The following is a 24,254-nucleotide window of genomic DNA, read 5'->3' as shown; positions in this document are numbered from 1 at the left end:
GGCTCACCATCATGCAACCGTTTATCTACCAGACTCACCCGCAACGCATCGTTTTCCGTCCCGGCGCGCTCGCGGCGCTGGGCGAAGAAGTCGATACCCTCGGTGCCGGCAAGGTGCTGGTGCTTTGCACACCGGCGCAACGCGACTTGGCCGAACGTGCGGCGGCAGTGCTGGGCGCGCGCTGCGCCGGCATCTTCGACGGCGCGGTCATGCATGTGCCGGTGGAACAGGCGCGCCTGGCACGGTCGACCGCGGCTGAACTTGGCGCCGATTGCGTGGTGGCGATCGGCGGAGGCTCGACCATCGGACTCGGCAAGGCCATCGCCCTCGAATCGGCGCTGCCGATCGTTGCCGTGCCGACTACCTATGCCGGATCGGAGATGACGCCGATCTACGGCATGACCGAGGGCGGGCTCAAGCGCACGGGCCGCAATGCGCGCGTGCTGCCGCGCACGGTGATCTACGATCCCGACCTGTCCCTGGGCCTGCCGGTGCCGGTCAGCGTGACCAGCGGGATCAACGCCATCGCCCATGCCGCCGAAGGGCTGTATGCCGTGGACCGCAGCCCGGTCAGCGAATGGATGTGCCGCGACGGCATCGCGGCGCTGGGCCGCGCCCTGCCCGTCATCGCACGGGGCAGCGGGCAGGATGACGCGCAGGTGCTGGCGGCGCGCGGCGATGCGCTCTATGGGGCCTGGCTCTGTGGCGCCGTGCTGGGCAGCGTCGGGGTAGGCCTGCACCACAAGCTTTGCCACACGCTTGGAGGCACCTACAACCTGCCCCATGCCGAGGTGCACACCATCGTGCTGCCGCATGCGCTGGCCTACAACGCGCCGGCGGCGCCTGAAGCCATGGCGACCGTCGCGGCCGCGCTGGGGCGCGATGACGTCAGCGGTGCGCAGGCGGTGTTCGACCTGGCGGCTTCGCTGGGCGCACCCGTTGCGCTGCGCGATATCGGCATGCGCGAGGAAGATCTCGATCGTGCGTGCGAACTGGCGCTGCGTGAACAGTATCCGAATCCACGTCCGCTGGACGCTGCCGGCATCCGGCAGCTGCTGGACGATGCCTTTCATGGGCGGCGGCCCGGCTGATGCCGGTCGCACCCGGCCTGCGGCAAGGCGGCGGGCCGTCGCCCATTAACAATCGATTACATATACCGGCATCTGTTTGCACTATCCTCCGCAACCAAAATGACGCCGCGGCCAAACCCTTGCTGCCGGGCGACCAACGACACGGATGCAGGAGAACGCATGAAAACGATCCACTCGCTTTCCCTGATGGCGATCGCAATGATCGCTGCCGCCTCGGGAACCGCTCACGCGCAGCATGTTATCGGCGGGATGGGCGAGGCAGTCAGGATCGGCGCTTTTTCCGAGCCGGCGCACGGCGACCGGACCCGGGGCCTGTCGGACGGTCGCGCCTTCAATACGGCGAAGCGGGACAAGGGACGCACGCGGAGCACCGAGCGCCATGGTGCGCGCCCGGGCACCGTGCGCGCACCGGCATCCTCGCTGCCGGGCAGGCATTTGCCCTAGCCGGTCTGAGATAGGCGCCCGCCGCCTCGGGCGTCATGGCCTGTCCACGCCCCGGCTGGCCTGCCCCGTCTTTTGCCGCTTCTCGCCTCCCGACGAACCGGTGACCTGCACTTCGCGCAATCCAGCCAGGTTCATTCGGGCTTCACGCCCGCATCCTGGATAACCTTCTCCCAGCGCACCTTCTCCGCCTGTACAAAGCGCGCGCTCTGCTCCCGGCCTTGCGCCATCGGATACGTGCCCAGGTCCTTCAGCCGCTCGCAGGCTGCGCCAGGCTGCTGCTCACTGCCCTGTTGATCTCGTCGAGCACGGCAACCGGCGTGCCCTTGGGCGCAAACACCGCGAACCAGCCCTTGGCGATCAGTCCGGGCGCCACGTCCTTCGCCAGCGGAATGCCATCCAGGCCAGGCAGCGCGGTGTCGGACGTGACCGCAAGCGCCTTCAGCCGGCCGCTGCGCACCAGCGGCACCAGCGGCGCGATACCGTCGACATAGACCGGCACATCGCCCTTCACCACGGCCAGGATCGCCTGGGTGGTGCCGCTGAAGCTGACCTGCCGAAACTTCGTCTTCTGCAACTGGCCCATCATCTCGGCGGTCAGATGCGGCACGGAGCCGCGGGTCGGGCTGCCAATCGTGATGTCGTCCGGGCGCGCCTTGCCTGCCTTGAGCACATCGGCAAGGCTCTGGTACCCGGCCTTGAGATCGGCATCGGCGTGTAGGCCAGGGTGGCGGCCACCTCCGTGTCGCGCTGGATGTCGAACTTCGCTTCCTTGTACATCATTGGGGTGATGACGGCGGCGGCATGGAACAGGCCCAGCGTGTAGCCATCTGGCGCTGACTGCCGCAGCGCGCTCATCGCCACGATGCCGTTGCCGCCGGGGCGGTTCTCGACGATGACCTGCTGCTTCCACGCGGCCGTCAGCCGCTCGGCCACCTGCCGGGCAATGATGTCGGGGGCGCTGCCCGCGATCGAGGGCACGACGATGCGCACCATCTTGTCCGGATACGCAGCAGCATTGGCAGTGGCTGCGGCACTGAACCCGGCGCGGGTCGCGCGTGAAGTCGATCAGCCGGAATTTCGGCAGGCCTTTGGGCCGCACCAGCGGCGGGTTGGCCACGACCTCGGGGTCCAGGCTGGCCTGGAAGCGTCCTTCGATCACTGACTGCGGCACCCGCGCGCCGTCGTACACCAGGTACTGGCGAATAAAGGTGCTGAGCTTCTCCTTGCTCGGGCCTGCGTCACTGTAGTAGTCGAGCAGGCACTTCAGCCCCGCCGTCGGCAGGCCGCGCGTGGTATCGATCCCGCCCGGTCCCATCAGCACCAGGCCCGCGACGCGTTGCGGGCGATCCAGTGCCAGGCGCAAGGCGCAGGCGCCGCCCAGCGAGTTGCCGACCACGCACGCACGGTCTATCTCCAGGGAGTCCAGCAGGCCCAGCATCGCGCCGGCGCAGTCGCCGAAGGGATCGGTGCGGCTCAATCCCTTAGTGGAAAGGAAACGGCCGTAGCCCGGCATGTCCGGCACGATCACCCGGAAATGCCGCGCCAGCGCAGCGATATTGCGCTCGTAGACGCACACCAGTTCGAGGGAGTGCGCGATGAATCTTGCTGACCTGCAGATTCCGTTGACCAGCAATACCGTCCGCGTGAGCGGCAAGAACATCTTCTATGCCGAGGCCGGTGCCGGTGCGCCGTTGCTGATGCTGCATGTCAACGCCATCGAACAGGCGGTCAGGATCCCGCGGTCCGCATCGCGACCGGCGTGCGGCTCTACCTGTACAAGGCGCGAGCGTTTCCGCTATTCGCGCGCTTCGTCGTTCAAACGGGGCTGCACCTGGCGAGCCCGAACAACCTGATCTATGAATATGTGCCGCAGCACCTGGAGGCGGGTTTTGCCTCCGGGCGCTTTCATCGGATGCCGATGGAGGTGGCGATGGACCTGATCGGCGGCCAGGCGCTGATGGCGATTGCCAGGCTGGAGGCTGGCGACGCTGCCGAGGACTATCCGGAGTGGGTCGTGGCGACGCTGCTCAGGGCGCTGGGCGTACCGCAGAAGGACGCTCAGCGGATCGCCTTCGCCCCGCTGGAACCGGTCGCCATGCCGGAAGACTCGCTGCTGGCGCGGGCCACCGCGCGCGCCGTGGGGCAGGACCAGTAGCGTCAGCCCGCGCCGGGGGCATCGCCCGCCGGCCGGCGGGCATCCAGGGTGCTGGCGATCCTGGCGGCAACGCCCGCCAGCGGTGCCACGAACTTGGCTTCGGCCTCGGCCGGCTTCAGCGCGCGCGACAGGTACACCACGTTCAGGCTGCCCAGCACGCGTACCCCCACGCATAGCGGCACTGCGACCGCGCTGATATTGCGCTGCTCGGTCCAGTCGCCGTGGTTGGTGCTGAAGCCATCCTCGCGCACCCGCCGGACCAGGTTGCGGATATAGGTGGCGTCGGCTGCGAGCGCGGCCTGCCCTTCACCGCCGGCGCCGGAGCGCAGCACCGAAAGGATGTTCTCCTGTTCGGTCTCGGGGCAACTCGCGAAATAGGCGCGGCCCGCGGCCGTCAGCAGCATCGGCAGCCGCCGGCCGACCATGGCGCGATGGAAGGACAGCGGACTGAAGCGGTGCGTGGTCTCGCGGATAATCATCGCGTCGCCGTCGGGCGTGGTCAGGTCCGAAGGCCATACCACCTGCTGCAGCAACTCACCCATCAACGGCGCCGCGATCGTCGAAATCCATTCGTCGTCGGTAAAGCCTTCGCTGAGCGCGCGCACCTGCAGCGTCAGCCGGAAGGTGTCGTCTGACTCGCTGCGGCGCACGAACCCCTCGGCCAACAGCGTCTCCAGCAAACGCCTGACGGTGGTGCGGTGCAGGCCCGTCTCCACCGCCAGTTGCTGGGCGGTGGCGCGACCGCTCTCCATGCGGTTCAGCGCGCGCAGCACGTCCAGGCCGCGTGTCAGCCCCCTGACGTTGGCGTAGACGGCATCCCGGTCCAGGGCCATAAAAAGTCCTTTTAAATCACCGTTGTGCACTCCTTGCACAGTTTGCACATTTTTTTTGCCGGTGACAACGCGGTCTCTAGACTTCCGTCCAAGCAAGTCCTCATTCCAAGACCCCTGGAGACCAGCATGTCGACGCAAGCCGCCCCCGCCCTCGCCGCCACTTCCCAATCGCCCGCCGCAGCGCAACCGTTCCAGAGCATCTGGGCCGAGCTGCGCGGCGTCACCTTCACCCAGGGCTGGCTCGATGCCCGCGGCATCAGCACCCGCTACCTGCATGCCGGCGAACGTGGCAAGCCGGCGCTGATCCTGCTGCACGGCGTCGGCGGCCACGCCGAAGCCTATGTGCGCAATTTGAAGGCGCACGCCGAACACTTCGACGTCTGGGCCATCGACATGATCGGCCACGGCTGGACCGACAAGCCCGCCGGCCCGCGCGAGGTTTCGGCCTATGTCGACCATGTGATCCGCGTGCTGGATGCGCTAGGCATCGAACGCGCCTCGTTCAGCGGCGAGTCGCTGGGCGGCTGGGTGGCATCGCGCCTGGCCATTGACCACCCCGAACGCGTGGAGCGCCTGGTGCTGAACACCGCCGGCGGCTCACAGGCCGATCCGGTGGTGATGGAGCGCCTCAAGACGCTGTCGATGCGCGCGGTCGAAGACCCGGGCTGGGACTTCATCAAGGCCCGCGTCGAATGGCTGATGGCCGACAAGGCCAAGGTATTCGACGACCTGGTCGCCACGCGCCAGGCCATCTACGCGCAGCCCGGCATGGTCGAGGCGCAGCACGACAACATGGTGCTGCAGGACATGGAGACGCGCCAGCGCAATATCCTGCGCTCGGCCGACTATGGCCGCATCCAGGCACCGACGCTGGTGCTGTGGACTTCCGACGATCCCACCGCGGATGTGTCCGAAGGCCGCCGCATCGCCACCTTGATCCCCGGCGCGCTGTTCACGGTGATGGACGGTTGCGGCCACTGGCCGCAGTTCGAGGACGCCGACACCTTCAACCGGATCCACCTGAACTTCCTGCTCGGCAAGCCGGTGCCCGAGGCGACGACGGTCTGAGCCGCCGCGCCGCGAAAGAAGACCGGAACATATAACACTCAACGGAGACAGACATGACCCACGCCATGGCAATGGCGGGCGGTGACGCTCGTCCTGAAATTGTCGATTGCGACGTCGCCATCATCGGCGCCGGGCCGGTCGGCCTGATGCTCGCCAATATCCTGGGCCTGCAAGGCGTGCGCGTGGTGCTGGTGGAGAAACTGCCGCAGATCATCGACTATCCGCGCGCCATCGGCCTGGACGACGAGGCGCTGCGGGTGTTCCAGTCGGTGGGCCTGGCGCAGGCGCTGCTGCCGCACACCACGCCGAACCACTGGATGCGCTTCGTCACGCCGGGCGGCCGCTGCTTTGCCTCGATCGAGCCCCGCACCGACGAGTTCGGCTGGACGCGCCGCAATGCCTTTATCCAGCCGCTGGCGGACCGCATCCTGTTCGACGGCCTGCAGCGTTTCGCACATGTGCGCACGCTGCTCGGCCATAGTGTGGCGTCGTTCACGCAGGACGATCATGGCGTGCAAGTCGATGCCGCCGACGAAGCGGGCCGCCCGGTGCGGATTCGCGCCGCGTACATGGTGGGCGCGGACGGCGGCAACAGCTTCGTGCGCCGCTGCCTCGACCTGCCCTTCGAAGGCCGCACCAAGCCCAACCAGTGGATCGTGGTGGACGTGCGCAACGACCCGATCGGCACGCCGCATATCTACATGCATTGCGACCCGGAACGGCCTTATGTGTCGGCGGCGCTGCCGCATGGCATCCGCCGCTTCGAGTTCATGGTGATGCCGGGCGAGACCGAGGAAGAACTGTCCCGGCCCGAGAACATGGCCGCGCTGATGCGCAAAGTCGTGGCCGAGCCGGAGCAGGTCGACTACATCCGCAAGCGCGTCTATACGCACAACGCACGCCTCGCCAGCGACTTCCGTGCCGGCCGCGTGCTGCTGGCCGGCGACGCTGCCCACATCATGCCGGTGTGGCAGGGCCAGGGCTACAACAGCGGCATCCGCGACGCCGCCAACCTCGGCTGGAAGCTGGCCATGGTGGTCAAGGGCCAGGCGGGCGAGGCACTGCTCGACACCTACACGGCAGAGCGCCGCGCCCATGCCCGCGCGATGATCCACCTGTCAGAGGTGGCGGGCGATATCTTCGCGCCGTCCAGCCGCGCGGGCGCGGCAATGCGCGACGGGTTGACCAAGGTGCTGAACGCTTTCCCCTCGGTGAAGCGGTACTTTGTAGAGATGCGCTTCAAACCCATGCCGCGCTATGAGCAAGGCGTGGTGCTGCTGCCCGAAGCGCGGCGCCGCGCAGGCCTGCTGGCACGCTGGCTGGAGCGCTCCGGCCACTCCGCCGTGGGCCGCCTGTTCGGCCTGATGAGCGAGAAGCGCGAATCGCTGGTGGGTCGGCTGGTCCATGGCCGCGACCCGGCCGGCAACTCGCCGGTGGGACGGATGCTTATCCAGCCGATGGTGCGCACCGAAGCCAATACCGTGGAACGCCTGGACGATGTGATCGGCAACCGCTTTGCCATCCTGGGCTGGGGCACCGATCCGACCTTCGGGCTGTCGGCGCAGGCACGCGCCGCATGGCGCCAGCTGGGCGGCGTATTCGTGATCGCCAAGCCGGATCCGCAGCTGGACTATCGCGACGACGTGCCGGACGGCGTGATCGCGGTGGGCGACGTGCATGGACGGCTCAAGGACTGGTTTGGCAGCCAGCCCCACTCGGTGGTGCTGCTGCGGCCCGACCGCTTTGTCGCGGGCATGTGTTCGCCGCAGCAGGTCTCGGACGCCGTGCTGGCACTGGCGCAAAAGCTGGCGCTGCGCTGCCCGGCCGCGAATGACGCCGACACCCGCGCAGCCGCCCGCACCAGCGCGGCACGGGACACGCGCGCCGCCTCCGTCCAACAGCTTGCCGCGGGAGCCTGACATGCCGATGCACCTGGAATGCCTGTCACACACGCCGCTGCATGGCTACTACGACCCCGCGCCCGAGATCGTGGCCGAGGTCGAACGGGTCCACGCCGCCGCACGTGCCCGCGTGGAAGCGTTCGATCCCGAGCTGGTGGTGGTGTTCGCCCCCGACCACTACAACGGCTTCTTCTATGAAGTGATGCCGCCCTTCTGCATCGGCATCGCGGCCAGCGCCATCGGCGACTTCAACAGCCTGGCCGGCCCGCTCGACGTGCCGCGCGAACTCGCGCTCGGCATGGCCGAGGCAGTGATGGCGCAGGACCTGGACGTGTCGGTGTCCTACCGCATGCAGGTCGACCACGGCTGCGCGCAGGCGCTGGAAGTGCTGACCGGCGCGCTGGACCGCTATCCCGTGATCCCGGTCTTTATCAACTCGGTGGCGCCGCCCATGGCGAGCTGCCGGCGCGCGCGGCTGCTCGGCGATGCGATCGGCCGCTACCTGTCGCGGCTGGACCGCCGCGTGCTGGTGGTCGGTTCCGGCGGCATCTCGCACGAGCCGCCGGTGCCAGAGATCGACGGCGCCAGCGAGGAAGTGGCGGAACGGCTGATCGCCGGCCGCAATCCTCCACCGGCTTCGCGCGAGGCGCGACAGGCGCGCACCGTGGCCGCCGCGCGCGCCTTCGCCGCCGGCGACAGCCACCTGCATCCGCTGAGCCCCGATTGGGACCGCGACTTCCTGTCCATGCTGGCCAGCGGCGAACTGCTGCGCGTGGACGGCATGACTAACGACGCCATCACGCGCGACGCCGGCAAGTCCGCGCACGAGGTACGCACGTGGATCGCCGCCTTTGCCGCGCTGGCGGCCAGCGGGCCGTACCGCGCACAACTCGAGTATTACCGGCCGATCCTGGAATGGATCGCCGGCTTCGCAGTGATGCAGGCCGACCCCGTCGCCTGAGCGCGACATCAAACGACTACACCGACAAGGAATCACCATGCCTGACCAGGAAACCATCCTCGCCCTGGCCGCTCGCCTGCGCGAAGTCGAACGCTCGCGTGAGCCCGTACCCCCGCTGCGCGGCGAGATTGCCGCCGGCGACGCCACCACCGCCTATGCCGTGCAGCGCGCCAATGTCGCGGTTTGGCAGGCCGCAGGCCGGCGCGTGATCGGCCGCAAGATCGGTCTGACCTCGCCCGCCGTGCAACGCCAGCTCGGCGTGGACCAGCCCGACTTCGGCACGCTGTTCGCCGACATGGTCTACGGCGACGACGAACCCATCCCGATGGCGCGCACGCTGCAGCCCAAGGTCGAGGCGGAAGTCGCGCTGGTGCTGCGGCGCGATATCGACGCAGCCGACGCCACCGTGCTCGACGTGCTCAACGCCGTGGACTACGTGCTGCCTGCGATCGAGGTGGTGGGCAGCCGCATCGCCAACTGGGACATCTCGTATGTCGACACCGTGGCCGACAACGCCTCCAGCGGCCTGGTGGTGCTGGGCGCGGTGCCGGTGCCGCTGGCCAGCCTCGACCTGAAGACCGTAGAGATGGCAATGACCCGCGGCGACGAGCGTGTCTCACACGGCAACGGCGCTGCCTGCCTGGGCCATCCGCTCAACGCGGCAGTGTGGCTGGCACGCAAGCTCGCCAGCCTGCGCGAGCCGCTGCGCGCGGGCGACCTCGTGCTGACCGGCGCGCTCGGCCCGATGGTGACCGTGCAGCCCGGCCAGACCTATGAGGCGCGCATCTCCGGTGTCGGCACCGTGCGCGCGAGGTTCGCCAGCGACTGACGCGGCGGCCCGAACGATTTCAGAACATAACGACAGAGCAAACGGAGACAAACCATGCAACGGCCCCATCGCCTTCTGGCATCCCTGATCGCGCCGCTCGCCGCGGCCGCCACCCTCATCGGCACCGGGAGCGCCCTCGCCGCGCCGGCCTCGGCGCAATCGCCGGCGTTTCCCACCCGCCCCGTCACCATCGTCGTGCCGTTCCCCGCGGGCGGCATCACCGACATGATCGCGCGCCAGGTCGCGCAGCAGATGCAATCCGACCTTCGCAAGCCAGTGATCGTCGAAAACCGTCCCGGCGGCGGCGGGCAGATCGCCGCGCTTGCGGTCAAACGCGCCGAGCCCGACGGCCACACGGTATTCGTCGCGGCCACCGAGATGTTCGCAATCAACCCGGGGCTGTACCGAAATTTCTCGTATGACCCGCTCAAGGACTTCAAGCCGGTGACGGCGCTGGCCGCCTCACCGCTGGTGCTGGTGGTGCCGCAGGGCAGCCCGGTCGGCTCGGTCAAGGAACTGGTGGCAATGTCAAGGTCGCGCGAGAACGGCGTCAACTATGCCTCGCAGGGCATCGGCTCGATCGGCCACCTGCTCGGCGGGCTGTTCGCCGACAAGAGCGGTGGCAAGTTCACCCATGTCGCCTACAAGGGCTCGGCGCCAGCGCTGCAGGATGTGATGGCGGGCCAGGTCGACATGATGTTCGACCCGGTGATCACCACCTCGCCGCTGATCAAGGGCGGCAAGGTCAAGCCGCTGGCGATCGCCGCCAGCAAGCGCTCGCCGAGCCTGCCCGATGTGCGCACGCTGGCTGAACTGGGGGTGCCGGGGCTGGACGCGGGCGTCTGGTTCGGCATGGTGGTGCGCACCGGCACGCCCGATGCCGTGGTCGCCCGCCTCAATGAATCAGCATTGAAGGCGCTGAAGGCGCCGGAACTCGCAAAGCGCTTCACCGACCAGGGCCTCGATCCCATGCCGATGAGCCCGCAGCAGTTCGGCACCTTCCTCGCGAGTGAAAGCACGCGCTGGACTCCGCTGGTCAAGGCCAGCGGCGCCAGCGTCGAATAACCCGTACAAGGAGAATCCCCATGACACGCAAGCTCAAAGCCGCCATCATCGGCTCGGGCAATATCGGCACCGACCTGATGATCAAGATCCTGCGGCATGGCCGGCATGTCGAGATGGGCGCGATGGTCGGCATCGACCCCACCTCCGACGGCCTGGCCCGCGCGGCCCGGATGGGCGTCGCCACCACGCATGAAGGCGTGCAAGGGCTCACGCGCCTGCCGGTATTCGATGACATCGATCTGGTCTTCGATGCCACCAGCGCCGGCGCGCACGTGAACAACGATGCCTTCCTGCGCGGGTTGCGCCCGTCGATCCGCATGATCGACCTGACCCCGGCGGCGATCGGCCCGTACTGCATCCCGGTGGTCAACGGCGCCGCGCACCTGGACGCACCCAACGTCAACATGGTCACCTGCGGCGGCCAGGCCACCATTCCGATGGTGGCGGCGGTGTCGCGCGTCGCGCCGGTGCACTACGCGGAGATCGTCGCCAGCATCTCCAGCAAGAGCGCCGGGCCGGGCACGCGCGCCAATATCGACGAATTCACCGAAACCACCTCGCGCGCCATCGAGCAGGTGGGCGGCGCGCGGCGCGGCAAGGCCATCATCGTGCTGAACCCGGCCGAGCCGCCGCTGATCATGCGCGACACCGTGTACTGCCTGAGCGAGCCGGCTGACCAGGACGCCATCGCCGCGTCGGTCGAACGCATGGCCGCGGACGTGCAGCGCTACGTGCCGGGCTACCGGCTCAAGCAGGCGGTGCAGTTCGAGGCCATCCCGGCCGATGCGCCGCTGAACATCCCGGGCCTGGGCCGCCTGGCGGGCCTGAAGACCACGGTCTTTCTCGAAGTCGAGGGTGCCGCCCACTACCTGCCCGCCTATGCCGGCAACCTGGACATCATGACCAGCGCCGGCCTGAACACCGCCGAGAGCATGGCCGCCGCCATGCTTGCCGAGTCCGCTGCCGCCTGACAGGAACCAATGCCATGAGCACCGACAAGACACTCTATATCTCCGACGTGACGCTGCGCGACGGCAGCCACGCCATCCGCCACCAGTACAGCCTGGAACAGGTCCGCCAGATCGCGCGCGCACTCGACGAGGCCGGCGTCGATTCAATCGAAGTGGCCCACGGCGACGGCGTGCAGGGCTCGAGCTTCAACTACGGCTTTGGCGCGCATACCGACCTGGAATGGATCGAAGCGGTGGCAGACGTGGTGCGCGATGCAAAGATCGCCACACTGCTGCTGCCCGGCATCGGCACCGTGCACGACCTCAAGGCCGCCTACGATGCCGGCGCCCGCATCGTGCGGGTGGCCACCCATTGCACCGAGGCCGATATCTCGCGCCAGCATATTGAGGCAGCACGCGAGCTGGGGATGGAAGCCGTGGGCTTCCTGATGATGAGCCATATGACCACGCCGCAGCAGCTGGCACAGCAGGCAAAGCTGATGGAAAGCTACGGCGCGACCTGCTGCTATGTGGTCGATTCCGGCGGCGCGCTGACGATGCAGGACGTGCGCGAACGCTTCCGCGCCTTCAAGGATGTCCTGAAGCCGGAAACGCAGACCGGCATGCATGCGCACCACAACCTGAGCCTGGGTGTTGCCAACAGCATCGTTGCAGTCGAGGAAGGCTGCGACCGCATCGACGCCAGCCTGGCGGGCATGGGCGCTGGCGCCGGCAATGCCCCGCTCGAAGTCTTTATCGCCGCGGCCGAGCGCATGGGCTGGCGCCATGGCTGCGACCTGTACCAGCTGATGGACGCCGCCGATGACCTGGTGCGCCCGCTGCAGGACCGTCCCGTGCGGGTCGACCGCGAGACGCTGGCCCTGGGCTATGCGGGGGTGTATTCGAGCTTCCTGCGCCACAGCGAGGTCGCCGCGGCGCGCTACGGGCTGAAGACGGTAGACGTGCTGGTGGAGCTGGGGCGCCGCCGGATGGTGGGCGGTCAGGAAGACATGATCGTCGATGTGGCGCTGGATCTGCTAAACGCGCGCGCGGGCACCTCGCCGGCCGCAGCCTGACGCCGGCGCTGGAACGGCTTCGCGCACCTGGCAGGCCTAGGGTTCGAGGAGCCGGCTGATCTGTGCCAGCGCGGCCAGCGTGTGTTCAAGGTGCTCCCGCATGGCATGCGACGCTTCTGCGTTCCGTTCGCGCTCCAGCAGGTCGAGCACGTGCAGGTGCTGCTTTGCGTGTTCCGGATAGCGTTCGCGATCCCGCATGGAGCGGTACGACAGCAGCCGGCGCACACGGTTGACGCGCCGGATGGTATCGATGAAGAAGGAATTGCCCGAGGCCTCGACCAGCGATTCATGGAAGCGCACGCCGCGATCGTGGAGCTGGTCGGCCGTGTCGGTCTCGATCCCTCCGTTCAGCAGGTGAAACTCCGCGGCGCGCAGCCGCTCGAGGGTGCGGGGCTCGAGCCGGTAGCCGGGTTCCAGCAGCGCGGCCGGTTCCAGCGCCAGCCGCAGCCGGTAGGACTGCAGCAGCGAATCCGGTGTGGTCAGCATCGACGAAAATTCCCAGCCGTATCCCGGCTTGCGCTCGGCCCAGCCCTCCTGCGCAATGCGCTTGAGCACGGTATTGAGCTGGGTGGTGGTCAGGCCGTAGCGCGCCTTGAGTAGCTGTTCCGACACCTGCGTGTCGAGCGTACCCTGCAACAGGTCTTCGGCGATCTGGAAGTAGGCGGCAGTGGCCACATCCGGCTCGGCCAGGCCGAGCTGCGTGGCCAGTTCCGCGGCCGGTGCGGCAACGGGCTGTGCCAGGAAGAAGCCACGGTTCTTCTCGCGCGTGAGCACGCCCTTCTCATGCAGCAGCGCAAGCGCCTCATTGACAGGCGAGCGCGAGACGCGCAGCTTGTCGGCCAGCATCTGCGCCGGCAGGTGCGCGCCCACGGGCAGGCCTTCAGACTGGATCAGCGCAACGATCTGGGTAGCAATGGATCGGTCGTGGTTCATGGGTCGGAGCGGTGAATGCGCCTGAAGCTTACCGCAATCACCGCCCCGGTTCCCACATCACTCGATCGTTACCTTGCCGTCCTTCACCAGCTTGGCGAACTTGACCGTTTCGTCGTTGATCCGCTTGGCGAACTCCTGCGGCGTGCTCGCCATCGGCTCGGCCCCAATGCCCTGCATCTTCTGCTGGAAGTCGGGCGACTTCACGATCTTGACGATCTCCGCGTTCAGCTTGCTGACCACCGGCTCGGGTGTCGCCGCCGGGGCCAGCACGCCGAACCATGTGCCGATATCAAAACCCTTGAGTCCCGCTTCCTCCAGCGTCGGCACATCGGGCAGCACGCTGGAGCGCCGCGCCGTGGTGACGGCCAGCGCACGCAGCTTGCCGGACTTGATGTGCTGCAGCACCGGCGTCAGCGTGTCGAACGACATCGTGACCTGCCCGCCGAGCAGGTCGGTGGTCAGCGGACCGCTGCCCTTGTAAGGCACATGCAGCAGCTTGGCACCGGTAGCGGCCTGAAACTGCGTGCCGATCAGGTGCTGCGCGGTGCCGTTGCCGTTGGAACCGTAGGCGAATTCGGGCGACGCGGTCTTCGCCAGCGTCACCAACTCGCTGACATTCTTGGCCGGCGTCTTCGCGGCATTGATCACCAGCACATTGGGCACCATGGCCACCGTGGCAATCGGCGTCAGGTCCTTCTGGAAGTTGTACGGCAGCTTCTTGTAGACGCTGGTGGCGATGGTATGGTGCACCGCGCCCATCAGCAGCGTGTAGCCATCCGGCTTGTTCTTGGCGACGTAGTCCGCGCCCAGCGTGGCACCCGCGCCGGGGCGGTTCTCCACGATCACGGGCTGGCCCAGGCTCCTCGACAACTGGTCGCCCAGCGCGCGGGCCAGCACGTCGGTGGTGCCGCCCGAAGGGAAAGGCACGACCAGGGTGATCGGCTTGGCCGGCCAGGCTTGCGCCAGGCTGGCACCGCTGAGGGTAATGCCGGCGGCCAGCACGGCCAGCGTTGAAATGCGACGCACGAGTTCAGTACCACGCATGCTTTGTCTCCTGAATTTAATCTATATGGCAAGCCGCAAGCGAGGTGCTTAAGGCTTGTTTGCTGCCTGCTGGATCGCCTGCCGCCCCGCAAAGGTCGCGGCGCATCCCAGTTCCGCCTCGATAAACAACAACCGGTTGTACTTGGCCACGCGATCCGAACGGCTCAGCGAGCCGGTCTTGATCTGCGTCGCCGCCGTGCACACGCTCAGGTCCGCGATGGTGGTGTCTTCGGTTTCGCCTGAGCGGTGCGAGATCACCGAGGCATAGCCGGCGCGTTCCGCCACCGCGATCGCCTGCAGCGTTTCGGTCAGCGTGCCGATCTGGTTGGGCTTGATCAGGATGGCGTTGGCCACGCCCTGCCCGATGCCCTCTTCCAGGATCGCCGCGTTGGTCACGAACAGGTCGTCGCCGACCAGTTGCACCCGTCCGCCCAGGCGGGCGGTCAGCAGGCGCCATCCATGCCAGTCCTGCTCGGCCATGCCGTCCTCAATGGTGACGATGGGGTACTGGCTGACCCAGCTGGCGAGCAGGTCGACAAAGTCCCCGGCGTCATACGAGCGGCCTTCCGAATGCAGCACATAGCGGTCGTCCGCGTAGAACTCAGAGCTGGCCACATCCAAACCCAGCGCGATATCCCGGCCGGGCCGGAAGCCGGCGGCTTCGATCGCCTGCATGATGACTTCGAGGGCATGTTCGTTGGACGACAGGTCCGGCGCGAAGCCACCTTCGTCGCCAACCGAGGTGGCAAGGCCTCGCGCCTTCAGTACGCCCTTGAGCGTGTGGAACACCTCCGCGCCCCAGCGCAACGCTTCCGAGAAGGCCGGCGCGCCGACCGGCAGGATCATGAACTCCTGCATGTCGACGCTGTTGTCGGCATGCGCGCCGCCGTTGATGATGTTCATCATCGGCAGGGGCAGGCGGGTCTCGCCATTGCCGTTGCCCACGGACCGGTACAGCGGCAGCCCGGCGGAAGCCGCGGCCGCCCTCGCGTTCGCCAGCGAGACCGCCAGCAGCGCGTTGGCGCCCAGGCGCGACTTGTCCGGTGTGCCGTCGAGGCGGATCAGGCAGGCATCGACCTCGGCCTGCTCCGCCGCACGCATGCCGGCCAGCGTGCGTGCAATATCGACATTGATATGCTGCACAGCCTTCTGCACGCCCTTGCCGAGATAGCGCCGCTTGTCGCCATCGCGCAGCTCCAGCGCTTCACGCGAGCCCGTGGACGCCCCGGAAGGCGCCGCGGCAAAGCCCTGCGAGCCGTCGGCCAGCAGCACCTGCGCCGCTACCGTGGGGTTGCCACGGGAGTCGAGGATCTCGTAGCCGCGGATTTCCCTGATTGCAGTCATGGTCTCCCCTTTACTGGACCTGCGCGATGCGCAGCAGGTTGGTGGTGCCGGCCACCGTGAACGGCAGGCCGGCCGAAATGACGATCTGTTGCCCGGCCTCGCCGAACTGCTCCTTCAGCACGGTGCGGCTGGCCAGTTCGGTCATCTCCAACACGTCGACCACTTCATGGCAAAGCACCGCATGCACGCCCCAGGCCAGCGCCAGCCGGCGCGCGGTGGCGATGCGCGGCGTCATGCCGAGGATCGGCACTTCCGGCCGCTCGCGTGCCATGCGCAGCGCGGAGTAGCCCGAGCTGGTGTAGGCCACCGCGGCAGGCACGCGCAGCAGGTTCGCCACGTGCCTGACGGCGTAGCCGATGGCGTCGGCGGCCTCGGCGCGCGGCGCCGAATGCGAGGCCTGGATGGCTTCGTGGTAGTGCGGGTCGGCTTCAGTGCGCGTGATGATGCTGTCCATCATGCGCACCGCTTCCACCGGATACTGGCCCGAGGCAGATTCCGCGGACAGCATCACGGCATCGGCGCCGTCGTAGATGGCCGTTGCCACGTCGGAGGCCTCGGCACGCGTCGGCACCGGTGCGCTGACCATCGACTCCAGCATCTGCGTGGCGACGATCACCGGCTTGCCGGCCTTGCGGCAGGCACGGACGATGCGCTTCTGCAGCGACGGCACCTGCTCTGCCGGCATCTCCACGCCGAGGTCGCCGCGCGCCACCATGACCGCATCCGATTCGGCGACGATCGCTTCCAGGCTCTGGATGGCCGCAGGCTTTTCCAGCTTGGCGATGATGCCGGCGCGCCCGCCCACGATTTCCCGGATTTCCTGGATATCCTCGGCGCGCTGCACGAACGACAGGGCAATCCAGTCCACGCCCAGCGTCAGGCCGAAGTCCAGGTCGCGCCGGTCCTTCTCGGTCATCGCCGACAGGGGCAGCACCACGCCCGGCACATTGACGCCCTTGCGGTCGGACAGCGTGCCGCCGTTGACGACCGTGGTCTCGGCATAGTCGGGGCCGCAGCGGTCCACGCGCAGGCGCACGCGTCCGTCGTCCACCAGCAACTCCGTCCCTTCCTGCAGCGCCGCGAAGATCTCGGGATGCGGCAGGCCGACCCGTTCGACGGAACCGGGCGTCGACGCGTCCAGGTCGAACCGGAACTTCGCCTGCGCGGCCAGTTTCACCGGGCCGTCCGCAAACGTGCCGATGCGCAGCTTGGGCCCTTGCAGGTCCAGCAGCACGCCGATGGGCCGGCCGCGCTCTTGCTCGATAGCGCGGATGGACTGCAGGCGTTGCTGGTGGTCAGCGTGGGTGCCGTGGCTGAAATTGAGGCGGAACACATCGGCGCCCGCATCGAAGAGCTGCTCGATGATGGCCGGGTCTGTGCTCGCCGGGCCCAGCGTGGCCACGATCTTTGCGTTGCGAAGGCGTCTCATGCATTTGCTCCGGAAGCGCGCGTCAACAGGATCGCGCGAAAATCATTGACATTGGTCAGCGTTGGGCCGGTTACCACGGCATCGCCCAGCGCCTCGAAAAATCCGTGGCCGTCGTTGGCGGCCAGCGCGTCGTGTGGCCGCAGGCCTGCGCGCCAGGCGCGCTCCAGCGTGTCAGGCCCGATCACGGCGCCCGCGATCTCTTCCTGGCCATCGACACCGTCCGTATCACCGGCGATCGCGTGGACCCCGGCTTCGCCGCGCAGGGTCAGTGCCAGCGACAGCAGGTACTCGACGTTGCGGCCGCCCCGCCCCATGCCCCGCACGGTCACGGTGGTCTCGCCGCCGGACAGCAGTACGCACGGCGCGGCGAACGGTTCGCCATGTCGGGACGCCGCCAGCGCGATGCCGCCCATGACCTTGCCGACATCGCGGGCTTCGCCTTCGATGGCGTCGCCAAGCACGTGGACGGCGTAGCCTGCGTCGCGGCCGACTCGGGCCGCCGCTTCCAGCGCCAGCCGGGGCGTGGCGATAAATTCGGTGCGGATCCGCGCCAGCCGCGGGTCGCCGGGCTTGAGCGTCTCGGCCGCATCGGACTCCAGCACGGCCAGCACATGGGCAGGCAGGTCGATCGCATAGCGCTTCACGATGGCCAGCGCGTCGGCACGCGTGGTGGGGTCGGGCACTGTCGGGCCGGATGCGATATCGATCGGGTCATCGCCCGGCACATCGGAGATCAGCAGGTTCAGCACCTGCGCCGGATAGCATGCCGCTGCCAGCCGTCCGCCCTTGATCGCGGACAGGTGCCGGCGCACGCAGTTCATCTCGGAGATCGTCGCGCCGGACTTGAGCAGCGCACGGTTGATGCGCTGCTTGTCGTCGAGCGTGATGCCTGCCAGCGGCAGCGGCAACAGCGACGATCCGCCTCCGGAGACCAGGCTGATGACGAGGTCGTCCTCGTCCAGCCCGGACACCAGTTGCAGCATGCGTTGTGCGGCAGCCAGCCCGGCATCGTCCGGCACGGGGTGCGCGGCTTGCACGATCTCGATGCGCGAGCAGGGCACGGCATAGCCGTAGCGCGTCACGACCAGGCCTTCGAGCGGGCCGGGCCACGCCGCTTCCAGCGCGCTCGCCATCGCCGCCGAGGCCTTGCCGGCACCGATGACGATGGTGCGGCCGCGCGGCGGTGCGGGCAGGTACTGCGCCAGCGTCCAGGCCGGTTGGGCGGCGGCGATGGCGGCGTCGAACATGTGCCGCAGCAGCGCAGCCGGTTCGGAACGATGCGTAGTCACGTCGGCCCCTTAGTGCATCAGCGTGGCATGGGGGTCGGCGACGCGTGCAATGCGCGAGCCGATCGGGGAGGCGTCCTGCTGGCTCTCGGGCACGGCGTCGCCCTCCTCTTCCAGCTTGCCGTCCAGCGCATCCGCCAGCTGCTTGCGGTCGACTGCGCCCACCCAGCGCGCAATCGCCAGCGTGCCCACGGCATTGCCGATGGTGTTGGTGATGGCGCGGGCTTCCGACATAAAGCGATCGACACCGAGCAGCAGCACCATGCCGGCAACAGGAATCTTGCCCAGCGATGCCAGCGTCGCCGCCAGCGTGATGAAGCCGGAGCCGGTCACGCCCGCCGAGCCCTTGGACGTCAGCAGCAGCACGCCGAGCACGACCAGCTGGTCCGTCATGGTCAGCGGCGTGTTGGTCGCCTGGGCCACAAAGATGGCCGCCATGGTGTAGTAGATGCACTGCCCGTCAGGGTTGAAGGTCAGCCCCGAAGGCACGACCAGTCCCACTACTGGCTTGGACACGCCGGCGTTCTCCAGCTTGCGCATCAGTTGCGGCACGACCGATTCCGACGAGCTGGTGCCCAGTACGGTGAAAAGTTCGTCGCGGATGTACTTCAGGAATTTCCACAGGTTGAAGCCGGAGAGCTTTGCCACGCCGCCCAGCACGATCACTACGAACAGGAAGCAGGTGAGGTACATGGTCCCCATTAGCTTGCCCAGCGAGACCACCGAGCCCAGCCCATACTTGCCGACGGTAAAGGCCATCGCGCCGAACGCCGCGATCGGTGCCAGCCGCATGATCATCCCCACCACCGTGAAGATGCCGTGGGTAAAGGAGTCGAGGAAGTCCACAACCGGCTTGGCGCGCGCGCCGATATGCGACAGCGCGATGCCGAACAGCGTGGCAAACACCAGGATCTGCAGGATGTCGTTCTTGGCCAGCGCGTCGATGATGCTGGTCGGCACCAGGTTCATCAGGAAATCGATGAACGTGTGCGGCTTCTCCGCGGCGTGCGTGTAGCTGGCGATGGCCTTGGTGTCGAGGTGAGCCGGATCGATATTCATGCCCTGGCCCGGCTGGACCAGGTTGACGACCACCAGCCCGAGGGCCAGCGCGAACGTCGACAGCACCTCAAAGTAGATCAGGGCCCGCACGCCGACGCGCCCGAGCTCTTTCATGTTCTCCATGCGCGCGATGCCGAGCACCACGGTCGCGAAGATGATCGGCGCGAACACCATCTTGATCAGCTTGATAAAAACGTCGCCAAGCGGTTTCAGGTCACTGCCGATATCGGGCGCCCACACGCCCAGCGCAACGCCGGCGCCAACGCCGATCAGTACCTGGACGTAGAGCTTGCCAAGCAGCCGTTGAATCATTGCTGTCTCCTGCTGTGTCGTAAGGCAAAGCGCTCCCGGCGCAGCTCTAATCGGCTGCTTTCCTGATCCGGAAGGCGGTGCGGGCCGGCGAGGCCCGCGGGATGCGGCCCGGCCGGAGCCGGGCGCGAGGAGTGACGGGGCTGGCCCTCAGGCCGCCTTAGCCTGCTTGCCGGAGGCGAGCAGGTCGCACACGGCCTTGGTCACTTCGGCCGTGGTGGCCTTGCCGCCCAGGTCGCCGGTATGCAGCGCGGGATTGGCGGTGACGGCTTCGACGGCCTGCATCACGCGCTGCGCCGCCTCGTTCTCGCCGAGGTGCTCCAGCAGCATGACCACCGACCAGAAGGTGCCGACCGGGTTGGCCAGGCCCTTGCCCATGATGTCGAAGGCCGAGCCGTGGATCGGTTCGAACATCGACGGATAGCGGCGTTCCGGATCGATATTGCCGGTGGGCGCGATACCCAGGCTGCCAGCCAGCGCCGCCGCCAGGTCGCTCAGGATGTCGGCGTGCAGGTTGGTGGCGACGATGGTATCCAGCGACGCCGGGCGGTTGACCATGCGCGCCGTGGCGGCATCGACCAGCTCCTTGTCCCACTTGACGTCCGGGAAGTCCTTGGCCACCTGCACCGCGACCTCATCCCACATCACCATGGCATGGCGCTGCGCGTTGGACTTGGTGATGACGGTCAGCAGCTTGCGCGGACGCGACTGGGCCAGCTTGAAGGCGAAGCGCAGGATGCGCTCGACGCCGACGCGGGTCATCATCGACACGTCGGTGGCGGCCTCGATCGGATGACCCTGGTGCACGCGGCCGCCCACGCCCGAGTATTCGCCTTCCGAGTTCTCGCGCACGATCACCCAGTTCAGGTCTTCCGCGGCGCAGCGCTTGAGCGGTGCGTCGATGCCCGGCAGGATGCGCGTCGGGCGCACGTTGGCGTACTGGTCGAAGCCCTGGCAGATCTTCAGGCGCAGGCCCCACAGCGTGATGTGGTCAGGGATATGCGGGTCGCCGGCCGAGCCGAACAGGATCGCATCCTTGTCGCGCAGCGCATCGAGGCCGTCGGCGGGCATCATCACGCCGTGCTGGCGGTAGTAGTCGCCGCCCCAGTCGAAGTCTTCGAACTCGAAGCGGAAGTCCGCGCCTGCGGACGCCAGGGCCTCCATCACCTGGCGGCCAGCCGGCACCACCTCCTTGCCAATGCCGTCGCCCGGGATGGTTGCGATGCGGTAAGTCTTCATGGTTGTCTCCTGGTCAGAATCGCGTTGAATGCGCTTGAGTGCGTGGGACGGATTCTGGGCCGTGGACAGGGTATTGGATCGCTTGTAAAGTTAAAGCATTGTTAACCTCAGATTAAAGATCGGAATGGCCGCCTCCCCCGGTATCCAGCCATCGGAGCTGGGATTCTTCACCTCAGTGGCCACCGCGGGCAGCCTCAGCGCCGCGGCGCGAGACCTTGGCATCACCACGGCGGCGGTCAGCAAGCGCCTGGCGCAGATGGAGTCACGCATCGGCATGCCGCTGGTGACGCGCACGACACGGCGCATGAGCCTGACGCCGGAAGGCGAGGTCTACCTGGAGCACGCCAGGCGCATCCTCAGCGAGATCGACGACCTGGACCAGCTGCTGACCCGCTCCAAGGGCCGGCCGAGCGGCCTGCTGCGGGTCAATGCCACGCTCGGGTTCGGGCGCATGCATGTGGCGCCGGTGATTTCGGAGTACGTCACCACCTACCCCGAGGTCGACGTACAGCTGCAGTTGTCCGCCGACCCCCCGCCACTGACCGAAGACGCGTTCGACGTCTGCATCCGCTTCGGCCAGCCGCCGGACGCGCGCATCGTGGCCAAGCGGCTGGCGCCGAACCGGCGGCTGCTGTGCGCCTCGCCCAAATACCTGCGCGACCACGGCACGCCGCAGACACCGTCGGACCTGCGCCGCCACAACTGCATCGGCATCCGCCAGGGCAGCGACGCCTACGGCGTCTGGCGCCTGACCACAGGCAAGGGCGCGAAAGCACGCACGGAATCGGTCCGCGTGCGCGGCAACCTCACCACCAACGACGGCGAGATTGCCGTGAACTGGGCGCTCGAAGGACACGGCATCCTGATGCGCGCCGAGTGGGACATCGAGCGTTTCCTGCGCAGCGGGCGGCTCGTGCAGGTCCTGCCGCAGTACGCGACGCCGGAAGCCGACATCTATGCCGTCTACCAGCAGCGGCACCAGCTGTCGTCGCGGATCCGGCTGTTCGTGGAGTTCCTTGCGGCGAAGTTCAGTGAGTTCGGGAAGTAACGCCAAGCCTCGAACGCGTCAGCGCCTCGAACAGCGAACGGGCGTGGTGCGCCATCATTCCCCAGCCTGGTCAGCTAGCGCAATGGCTTCGATCTCGATCATCGCGTCCGGCGAGTACAGCGCCGAGACTTCGACGATGGTGTCGGCCGGGTATGGCGCGGAGAACCACTTGCGGCGCAATTCGACGATCTTCGGAAAGTGCGCCATCGACGTCAGGAAGATGGTCACCTTCACCACACGGCCGAGCGACGAGCCGCCCGCCTTGAGCGCCCGCTCGAGGTTGCTGAAGGCCTGCCCGGCCTGCGCATCGAAGTCGCCGCGGCCGACGATGGCGCCATCGTCGGCCACGGCAGCCTGGCCGGACACGAAGAGGAACCCGCCGGCACGGATGGCTTGCGAAAGCAGGTAGGACGCGTAGGGATCGGGGTGGGTATGAACTTGTTCGCGTTGCATTGCCAGGTCCTTTGGATGGTTGAGTAGAATTCATCCGAAAGCCAGCTCGCCATCGGATTAATCTAAGTATTCATCCAGTTCCAAACCCCGACAAATGGTCATATCACAATTGATGGATGAGATCATCTCATCCGTGAAGCCCTCATGCGCAAACTGCCGCCCTTGAGCGCGCTGCGCGCCTTCGAAGCCGCCGCCCGCCGCGCCAGCTTCAAGCTCGCTGCGGACGAACTGAGCGTCACGCCGACGGCGGTCAGCCACCAGATCCGCTTGCTGGAAGAATGGCTGGGCGTGAAGCTGTTCGAGCGCCAGACCCGGAAGGTCCGGCTGACGCCGGCGGGGCAGCAGCTTTTCCCGGCGGTCCGGGACGGGCTGGACGGGATGGAACATGCGGTGCAGGCAGTGCAGCGCGCCGGCCGCGCCAACGTCGCGACGCTGACCTCGACGGTCGCCTTCATGGCCAGGCGGCTGGCGCCGCGTGCCGGCCAGTTCCGCGCCGCGCACCCTGACTGGACCCTGCGGCTGGATGCCTCGGACGAGGTGGTCGACCTCGACAGCGACGCGGACGCTGCGATCCGCTACGGGACCGGCAACTATCCCGGCCTGGTGGTCGAGCCGCTGTTCCGCGACCGCTTCGCGCCGGTCTGCAGCCCCAGCCTGAAATTGCGCTCGGCTGAAGACCTGAAACGCGCGACGCTGATCCACTTCGAATGGGGGCCGGGTGCACGGGATGACGAGCGTGCACGGGTGTGGCGGCAATGGCTGGCGCAAGCGGGCATCGAGGTCGCCGATCCGGATGGCGGGCTGTCCTTTACCGAAGAGATCCACGCCGTGCAGGCCACCATCGCGGGCCAGGGTGTCGGATTGCTCAGCCTGACGCTGGTCGCGGAAGAGCTTGCGTCAGGCGTGCTGGTGCAGCCCTTTGCGCTGGCGCAGGAGAGCTTCGGGTATGACCTCGTGTACAGCAGGCGTGCCGCGGAGCGTCCTGCGACCAGGCTGCTGCGGGAGTGGGTGAAGGCGGCGTTTGCCGGCTGACGCCAGGGAGAAGTCAGGCAGAAGCGGCACGAGAGGCCCATGCCATCTGCGCCAGCGGCGGCTTGAAGCCGGCGCTGGCATGGCCATCCCTCCCCTCAGCGCGACTTGGCGGGCGTGACCGAGATCGCAAGCGCTTCGGTGTAGACGGCCTGCACCTGGTCACCGCGGCGAACCGCCTTCAGTTGCCCCGGATCCTGGACATGGACGTCCACCGTCCTGCCCTTTGGCCCCTTGAGCGTCACCATGCCGGTCTTCTGGTTGACAGCCACCACGTCGGCGGTGACCGCGACCTCGCGCCCGACCGTGCCGCCGGGCTTGGCGCCGGGCGCAGCCCGGTCCACGGTCTCGCGTTCGATACTGGAGCGCATGCCGCTCTGCCGGTTCAGGCTGACCGACAAGGCCTCCTTGTATTCGACGGTGACCATGTCGCCCACGCGGAGTTGTTCAAAGTTGCGCACGTCCTCGCCGACCTGGACATCGGTGAGCTTGCCCTGCTTGTTCTTGAGCGTGACGGTGCGCGTGGCGGCATCGATGGCCGTCACCGTGGCCGTGGCCTTGACGGTGCCGGTCACCATGGTGGCACCCACGCCCGACGCCACGTCCACACGCGTCTCGGGTTGCGCCATCACCGGGAGGGCCGCCGCGGCCAGCGCGGCCGCGACGATTAGCCTGGAGGGATTCATGCGGTGCTCCTTGCGCCAGTCA

General features: G+C 67.5%; 23 protein-coding genes and 2 pseudogenes. 12 read left to right on the top strand and 13 right to left on the bottom strand.

Features of this window, described 5'->3' with window-relative positions; translation table 11 throughout:
- Positions 1–11 precede the first annotated feature (11 nt).
- Both K307_RS08170 and K307_RS08165 read left to right on the top strand, forming a co-directional pair.
- Entirely contained in the window at positions 12–1,091 is a 1,080-nt protein-coding gene (locus tag K307_RS08170) for a maleylacetate reductase (protein WP_042877517.1), read from the top strand.
- A 159-nt stretch (positions 1,092–1,250) separates the two neighbouring features.
- Entirely contained in the window at positions 1,251–1,535 is a 285-nt protein-coding gene (locus K307_RS08165; RefSeq protein ID WP_042877516.1) for a hypothetical protein, read from the top strand.
- Positions 1,536–1,782: 247 nt separating this feature from the next.
- Here the strand turns inward: K307_RS08165 and K307_RS50315 are convergent, their stop codons facing one another.
- The 3 genes and pseudogenes from K307_RS50315 to K307_RS49300 all read right to left on the bottom strand — a co-directional run.
- Positions 1,783–2,205 (bottom strand): tripartite tricarboxylate transporter substrate-binding protein, encoded by a 423-nt coding sequence (locus K307_RS50315; RefSeq protein WP_268989210.1) that lies wholly within the window; start codon positions 2,203–2,205, stop codon positions 1,783–1,785.
- On the bottom strand, positions 2,130–2,528 hold the full coding sequence (locus K307_RS50310; RefSeq protein WP_268989209.1) for a Bug family tripartite tricarboxylate transporter substrate binding protein: 399 nt from the start codon (positions 2,526–2,528) through the stop codon (positions 2,130–2,132). Before K307_RS50310 ends, K307_RS50315 begins: the two co-directional genes overlap by 76 nt.
- Positions 2,488–3,195 (bottom strand): annotated as a pseudogene (locus tag K307_RS49300) (alpha/beta fold hydrolase); the annotation flags it as partial. The gene K307_RS50310 and the pseudogene K307_RS49300, both read right to left, overlap by 41 nt.
- A gap of 84 nt (positions 3,196–3,279) precedes the next feature.
- Between K307_RS49300 and K307_RS08150 the strand changes: the two are divergent.
- Positions 3,280–3,690: pseudogene (locus tag K307_RS08150) on the top strand (TetR/AcrR family transcriptional regulator); the annotation flags it as partial.
- Between the two features lie 2 nt (positions 3,691–3,692).
- Here the strand turns inward: K307_RS08150 and K307_RS08145 are convergent.
- Complete coding sequence (locus K307_RS08145) at positions 3,693–4,523, bottom strand: DNA-binding transcriptional regulator (RefSeq protein ID WP_042877515.1); 831 nt, start codon at positions 4,521–4,523, stop codon at positions 3,693–3,695.
- Positions 4,524–4,649: 126 nt separating this feature from the next.
- Between K307_RS08145 and K307_RS08140 the strand changes: the two genes are divergently transcribed.
- The 7 genes from K307_RS08140 to dmpG are packed head-to-tail and all read left to right on the top strand — an operon-like array spanning position 4,650 to position 12,373.
- Complete coding sequence (locus tag K307_RS08140; RefSeq protein WP_080744952.1) at positions 4,650–5,591, top strand: alpha/beta fold hydrolase; 942 nt, start codon at positions 4,650–4,652, stop codon at positions 5,589–5,591.
- Positions 5,592–5,644: 53 nt separating this feature from the next.
- On the top strand, positions 5,645–7,510 hold the full coding sequence (locus K307_RS08135) for a bifunctional 3-(3-hydroxy-phenyl)propionate/3-hydroxycinnamic acid hydroxylase (RefSeq protein ID WP_051974759.1): 1,866 nt from the start codon (positions 5,645–5,647) through the stop codon (positions 7,508–7,510).
- A gap of 1 nt (position 7,511) precedes the next feature.
- Entirely contained in the window at positions 7,512–8,453 is a 942-nt protein-coding gene (locus tag K307_RS08130; RefSeq protein ID WP_042877514.1) for a 3-carboxyethylcatechol 2,3-dioxygenase, read from the top strand.
- Between the two features lie 37 nt (positions 8,454–8,490).
- Entirely contained in the window at positions 8,491–9,282 is a 792-nt protein-coding gene (gene mhpD, locus K307_RS08125) for a 2-keto-4-pentenoate hydratase (RefSeq protein ID WP_042877513.1), read from the top strand.
- A 54-nt stretch (positions 9,283–9,336) separates the two neighbouring features.
- Positions 9,337–10,347, top strand: coding sequence for a Bug family tripartite tricarboxylate transporter substrate binding protein (locus K307_RS08120; protein ID WP_051974758.1), 1,011 nt, complete (start codon positions 9,337–9,339; stop codon positions 10,345–10,347).
- 20 nt (positions 10,348–10,367) lie between these two features.
- The gene (locus tag K307_RS08115) at positions 10,368–11,318 is read left to right on the top strand and encodes an acetaldehyde dehydrogenase (acetylating) (RefSeq protein ID WP_042877512.1); all 951 of its coding nucleotides are present in this window, start codon (positions 10,368–10,370) and stop codon (positions 11,316–11,318) included.
- A 14-nt stretch (positions 11,319–11,332) separates the two neighbouring features.
- A complete protein-coding gene (gene dmpG / locus K307_RS08110; RefSeq protein WP_042877511.1) occupies positions 11,333–12,373 on the top strand; it encodes a 4-hydroxy-2-oxovalerate aldolase in 1,041 nt (346 codons plus the stop codon).
- A gap of 36 nt (positions 12,374–12,409) precedes the next feature.
- Here the strand turns inward: dmpG and K307_RS08105 are convergent, their stop codons facing one another.
- From K307_RS08105 to K307_RS08075, 7 genes are all read right to left on the bottom strand, one after another.
- The gene (locus tag K307_RS08105) at positions 12,410–13,306 is read right to left on the bottom strand and encodes a GntR family transcriptional regulator (protein ID WP_042877510.1); all 897 of its coding nucleotides are present in this window, start codon (positions 13,304–13,306) and stop codon (positions 12,410–12,412) included.
- A gap of 57 nt (positions 13,307–13,363) precedes the next feature.
- A complete protein-coding gene (locus K307_RS08100; RefSeq protein WP_042877509.1) occupies positions 13,364–14,350 on the bottom strand; it encodes a Bug family tripartite tricarboxylate transporter substrate binding protein in 987 nt (328 codons plus the stop codon).
- Between the two features lie 48 nt (positions 14,351–14,398).
- Positions 14,399–15,694 carry a phosphopyruvate hydratase gene (gene eno / locus K307_RS08095; protein ID WP_042877508.1) on the bottom strand — a complete coding sequence of 432 codons (1,296 nt, stop codon included), beginning with the start codon at positions 15,692–15,694 and terminating at the stop codon, positions 14,399–14,401.
- Positions 15,695–15,704: 10 nt separating this feature from the next.
- Complete coding sequence (pyk, locus tag K307_RS08090; RefSeq protein WP_042877507.1) at positions 15,705–17,123, bottom strand: pyruvate kinase; 1,419 nt, start codon at positions 17,121–17,123, stop codon at positions 15,705–15,707.
- A complete protein-coding gene (locus K307_RS08085; protein ID WP_042877506.1) occupies positions 17,120–18,370 on the bottom strand; it encodes a glycerate kinase type-2 family protein in 1,251 nt (416 codons plus the stop codon). Before K307_RS08085 ends, pyk begins: the two co-directional genes overlap by 4 nt.
- 51 nt (positions 18,371–18,421) lie before the next feature.
- On the bottom strand, positions 18,422–19,780 hold the full coding sequence (locus tag K307_RS08080; RefSeq protein WP_042877505.1) for a dicarboxylate/amino acid:cation symporter: 1,359 nt from the start codon (positions 19,778–19,780) through the stop codon (positions 18,422–18,424).
- 147 nt (positions 19,781–19,927) lie between these two features.
- A complete protein-coding gene (locus tag K307_RS08075) occupies positions 19,928–21,016 on the bottom strand; it encodes a tartrate dehydrogenase (protein ID WP_042877504.1) in 1,089 nt (362 codons plus the stop codon).
- A 124-nt stretch (positions 21,017–21,140) separates the two neighbouring features.
- Here K307_RS08075 and K307_RS08070 point away from each other — a divergent pair, with 124 nt between their 5' ends.
- Positions 21,141–22,064, top strand: a complete 924-nt coding sequence (locus K307_RS08070) for a LysR family transcriptional regulator (protein ID WP_042877503.1) — start codon at positions 21,141–21,143, stop codon at positions 22,062–22,064.
- Positions 22,065–22,118: 54 nt separating this feature from the next.
- Here K307_RS08070 and K307_RS08065 read toward each other — a convergent pair whose 3' ends face one another.
- The gene (locus K307_RS08065) at positions 22,119–22,517 is read right to left on the bottom strand and encodes a RidA family protein (protein WP_042877502.1); all 399 of its coding nucleotides are present in this window, start codon (positions 22,515–22,517) and stop codon (positions 22,119–22,121) included.
- A gap of 144 nt (positions 22,518–22,661) precedes the next feature.
- On the opposite strand from K307_RS08065, the gene K307_RS08060 reads away from it, so the two are divergent.
- Complete coding sequence (locus tag K307_RS08060) at positions 22,662–23,549, top strand: LysR substrate-binding domain-containing protein (RefSeq protein WP_042877501.1); 888 nt, start codon at positions 22,662–22,664, stop codon at positions 23,547–23,549.
- A gap of 95 nt (positions 23,550–23,644) precedes the next feature.
- On the opposite strand, the gene K307_RS08055 is transcribed toward K307_RS08060, so the two are convergent.
- Positions 23,645–24,232, bottom strand: coding sequence for a hypothetical protein (locus tag K307_RS08055; RefSeq protein WP_042881621.1), 588 nt, complete (start codon positions 24,230–24,232; stop codon positions 23,645–23,647).
- Positions 24,233–24,254 lie beyond the last annotated feature (22 nt).

It is taken from the genome of Cupriavidus necator A5-1, from assembly GCF_000744095.1.
Lineage (GTDB): Bacteria > Pseudomonadota > Gammaproteobacteria > Burkholderiales > Burkholderiaceae > Cupriavidus > Cupriavidus necator_A.
Note: the sequence above shows the minus strand (reverse complement) of the source record. Positions and strands in the feature narration are given on the sequence as shown.

Excerpts from the sequence above, each read along its gene's own strand:
- K307_RS08055 (WP_042881621.1), bottom strand. The coding sequence starts at position 24,232 with ATGAATCCCTCCAGGCTAATCGTCGCGGCCGCGCTGGCCGCGGCGGCC.
- K307_RS08080 (WP_042877505.1), bottom strand. The coding sequence starts at position 19,780 with ATGATTCAACGGCTGCTTGGCAAGCTCTACGTCCAGGTACTGATCGGC.
- K307_RS08130 (WP_042877514.1), top strand. The coding sequence starts at position 7,512 with ATGCCGATGCACCTGGAATGCCTGTCACACACGCCGCTGCATGGCTAC.
- K307_RS08165 (WP_042877516.1), top strand. The coding sequence starts at position 1,251 with ATGAAAACGATCCACTCGCTTTCCCTGATGGCGATCGCAATGATCGCT.
- K307_RS08065 (WP_042877502.1), bottom strand. The coding sequence starts at position 22,517 with ATGCAACGCGAACAAGTTCATACCCACCCCGATCCCTACGCGTCCTAC.
- K307_RS08135 (WP_051974759.1), top strand. The coding sequence starts at position 5,645 with ATGACCCACGCCATGGCAATGGCGGGCGGTGACGCTCGTCCTGAAATT.
- K307_RS08085 (WP_042877506.1), bottom strand. The coding sequence starts at position 18,370 with ATGTTCGACGCCGCCATCGCCGCCGCCCAACCGGCCTGGACGCTGGCG.
- pyk (WP_042877507.1), bottom strand. The coding sequence starts at position 17,123 with ATGAGACGCCTTCGCAACGCAAAGATCGTGGCCACGCTGGGCCCGGCG.
- K307_RS08100 (WP_042877509.1), bottom strand. The coding sequence starts at position 14,350 with ATGCGTGGTACTGAACTCGTGCGTCGCATTTCAACGCTGGCCGTGCTG.
- K307_RS08170 (WP_042877517.1), top strand. The coding sequence starts at position 12 with ATGCAACCGTTTATCTACCAGACTCACCCGCAACGCATCGTTTTCCGT.
- eno (WP_042877508.1), bottom strand. The coding sequence starts at position 15,694 with ATGACTGCAATCAGGGAAATCCGCGGCTACGAGATCCTCGACTCCCGT.
- K307_RS08060 (WP_042877501.1), top strand. The coding sequence starts at position 22,662 with ATGCGCAAACTGCCGCCCTTGAGCGCGCTGCGCGCCTTCGAAGCCGCC.
- mhpD (WP_042877513.1), top strand. The coding sequence starts at position 8,491 with ATGCCTGACCAGGAAACCATCCTCGCCCTGGCCGCTCGCCTGCGCGAA.
- K307_RS08070 (WP_042877503.1), top strand. The coding sequence starts at position 21,141 with ATGGCCGCCTCCCCCGGTATCCAGCCATCGGAGCTGGGATTCTTCACC.
- dmpG (WP_042877511.1), top strand. The coding sequence starts at position 11,333 with ATGAGCACCGACAAGACACTCTATATCTCCGACGTGACGCTGCGCGAC.
- K307_RS50310 (WP_268989209.1), bottom strand. The coding sequence starts at position 2,528 with ATGGTGCGCATCGTCGTGCCCTCGATCGCGGGCAGCGCCCCCGACATC.
- K307_RS08115 (WP_042877512.1), top strand. The coding sequence starts at position 10,368 with ATGACACGCAAGCTCAAAGCCGCCATCATCGGCTCGGGCAATATCGGC.
- K307_RS08140 (WP_080744952.1), top strand. The coding sequence starts at position 4,650 with ATGTCGACGCAAGCCGCCCCCGCCCTCGCCGCCACTTCCCAATCGCCC.
- K307_RS08075 (WP_042877504.1), bottom strand. The coding sequence starts at position 21,016 with ATGAAGACTTACCGCATCGCAACCATCCCGGGCGACGGCATTGGCAAG.
- K307_RS08120 (WP_051974758.1), top strand. The coding sequence starts at position 9,337 with ATGCAACGGCCCCATCGCCTTCTGGCATCCCTGATCGCGCCGCTCGCC.
- K307_RS08145 (WP_042877515.1), bottom strand. The coding sequence starts at position 4,523 with ATGGCCCTGGACCGGGATGCCGTCTACGCCAACGTCAGGGGGCTGACA.
- K307_RS08105 (WP_042877510.1), bottom strand. The coding sequence starts at position 13,306 with ATGAACCACGACCGATCCATTGCTACCCAGATCGTTGCGCTGATCCAG.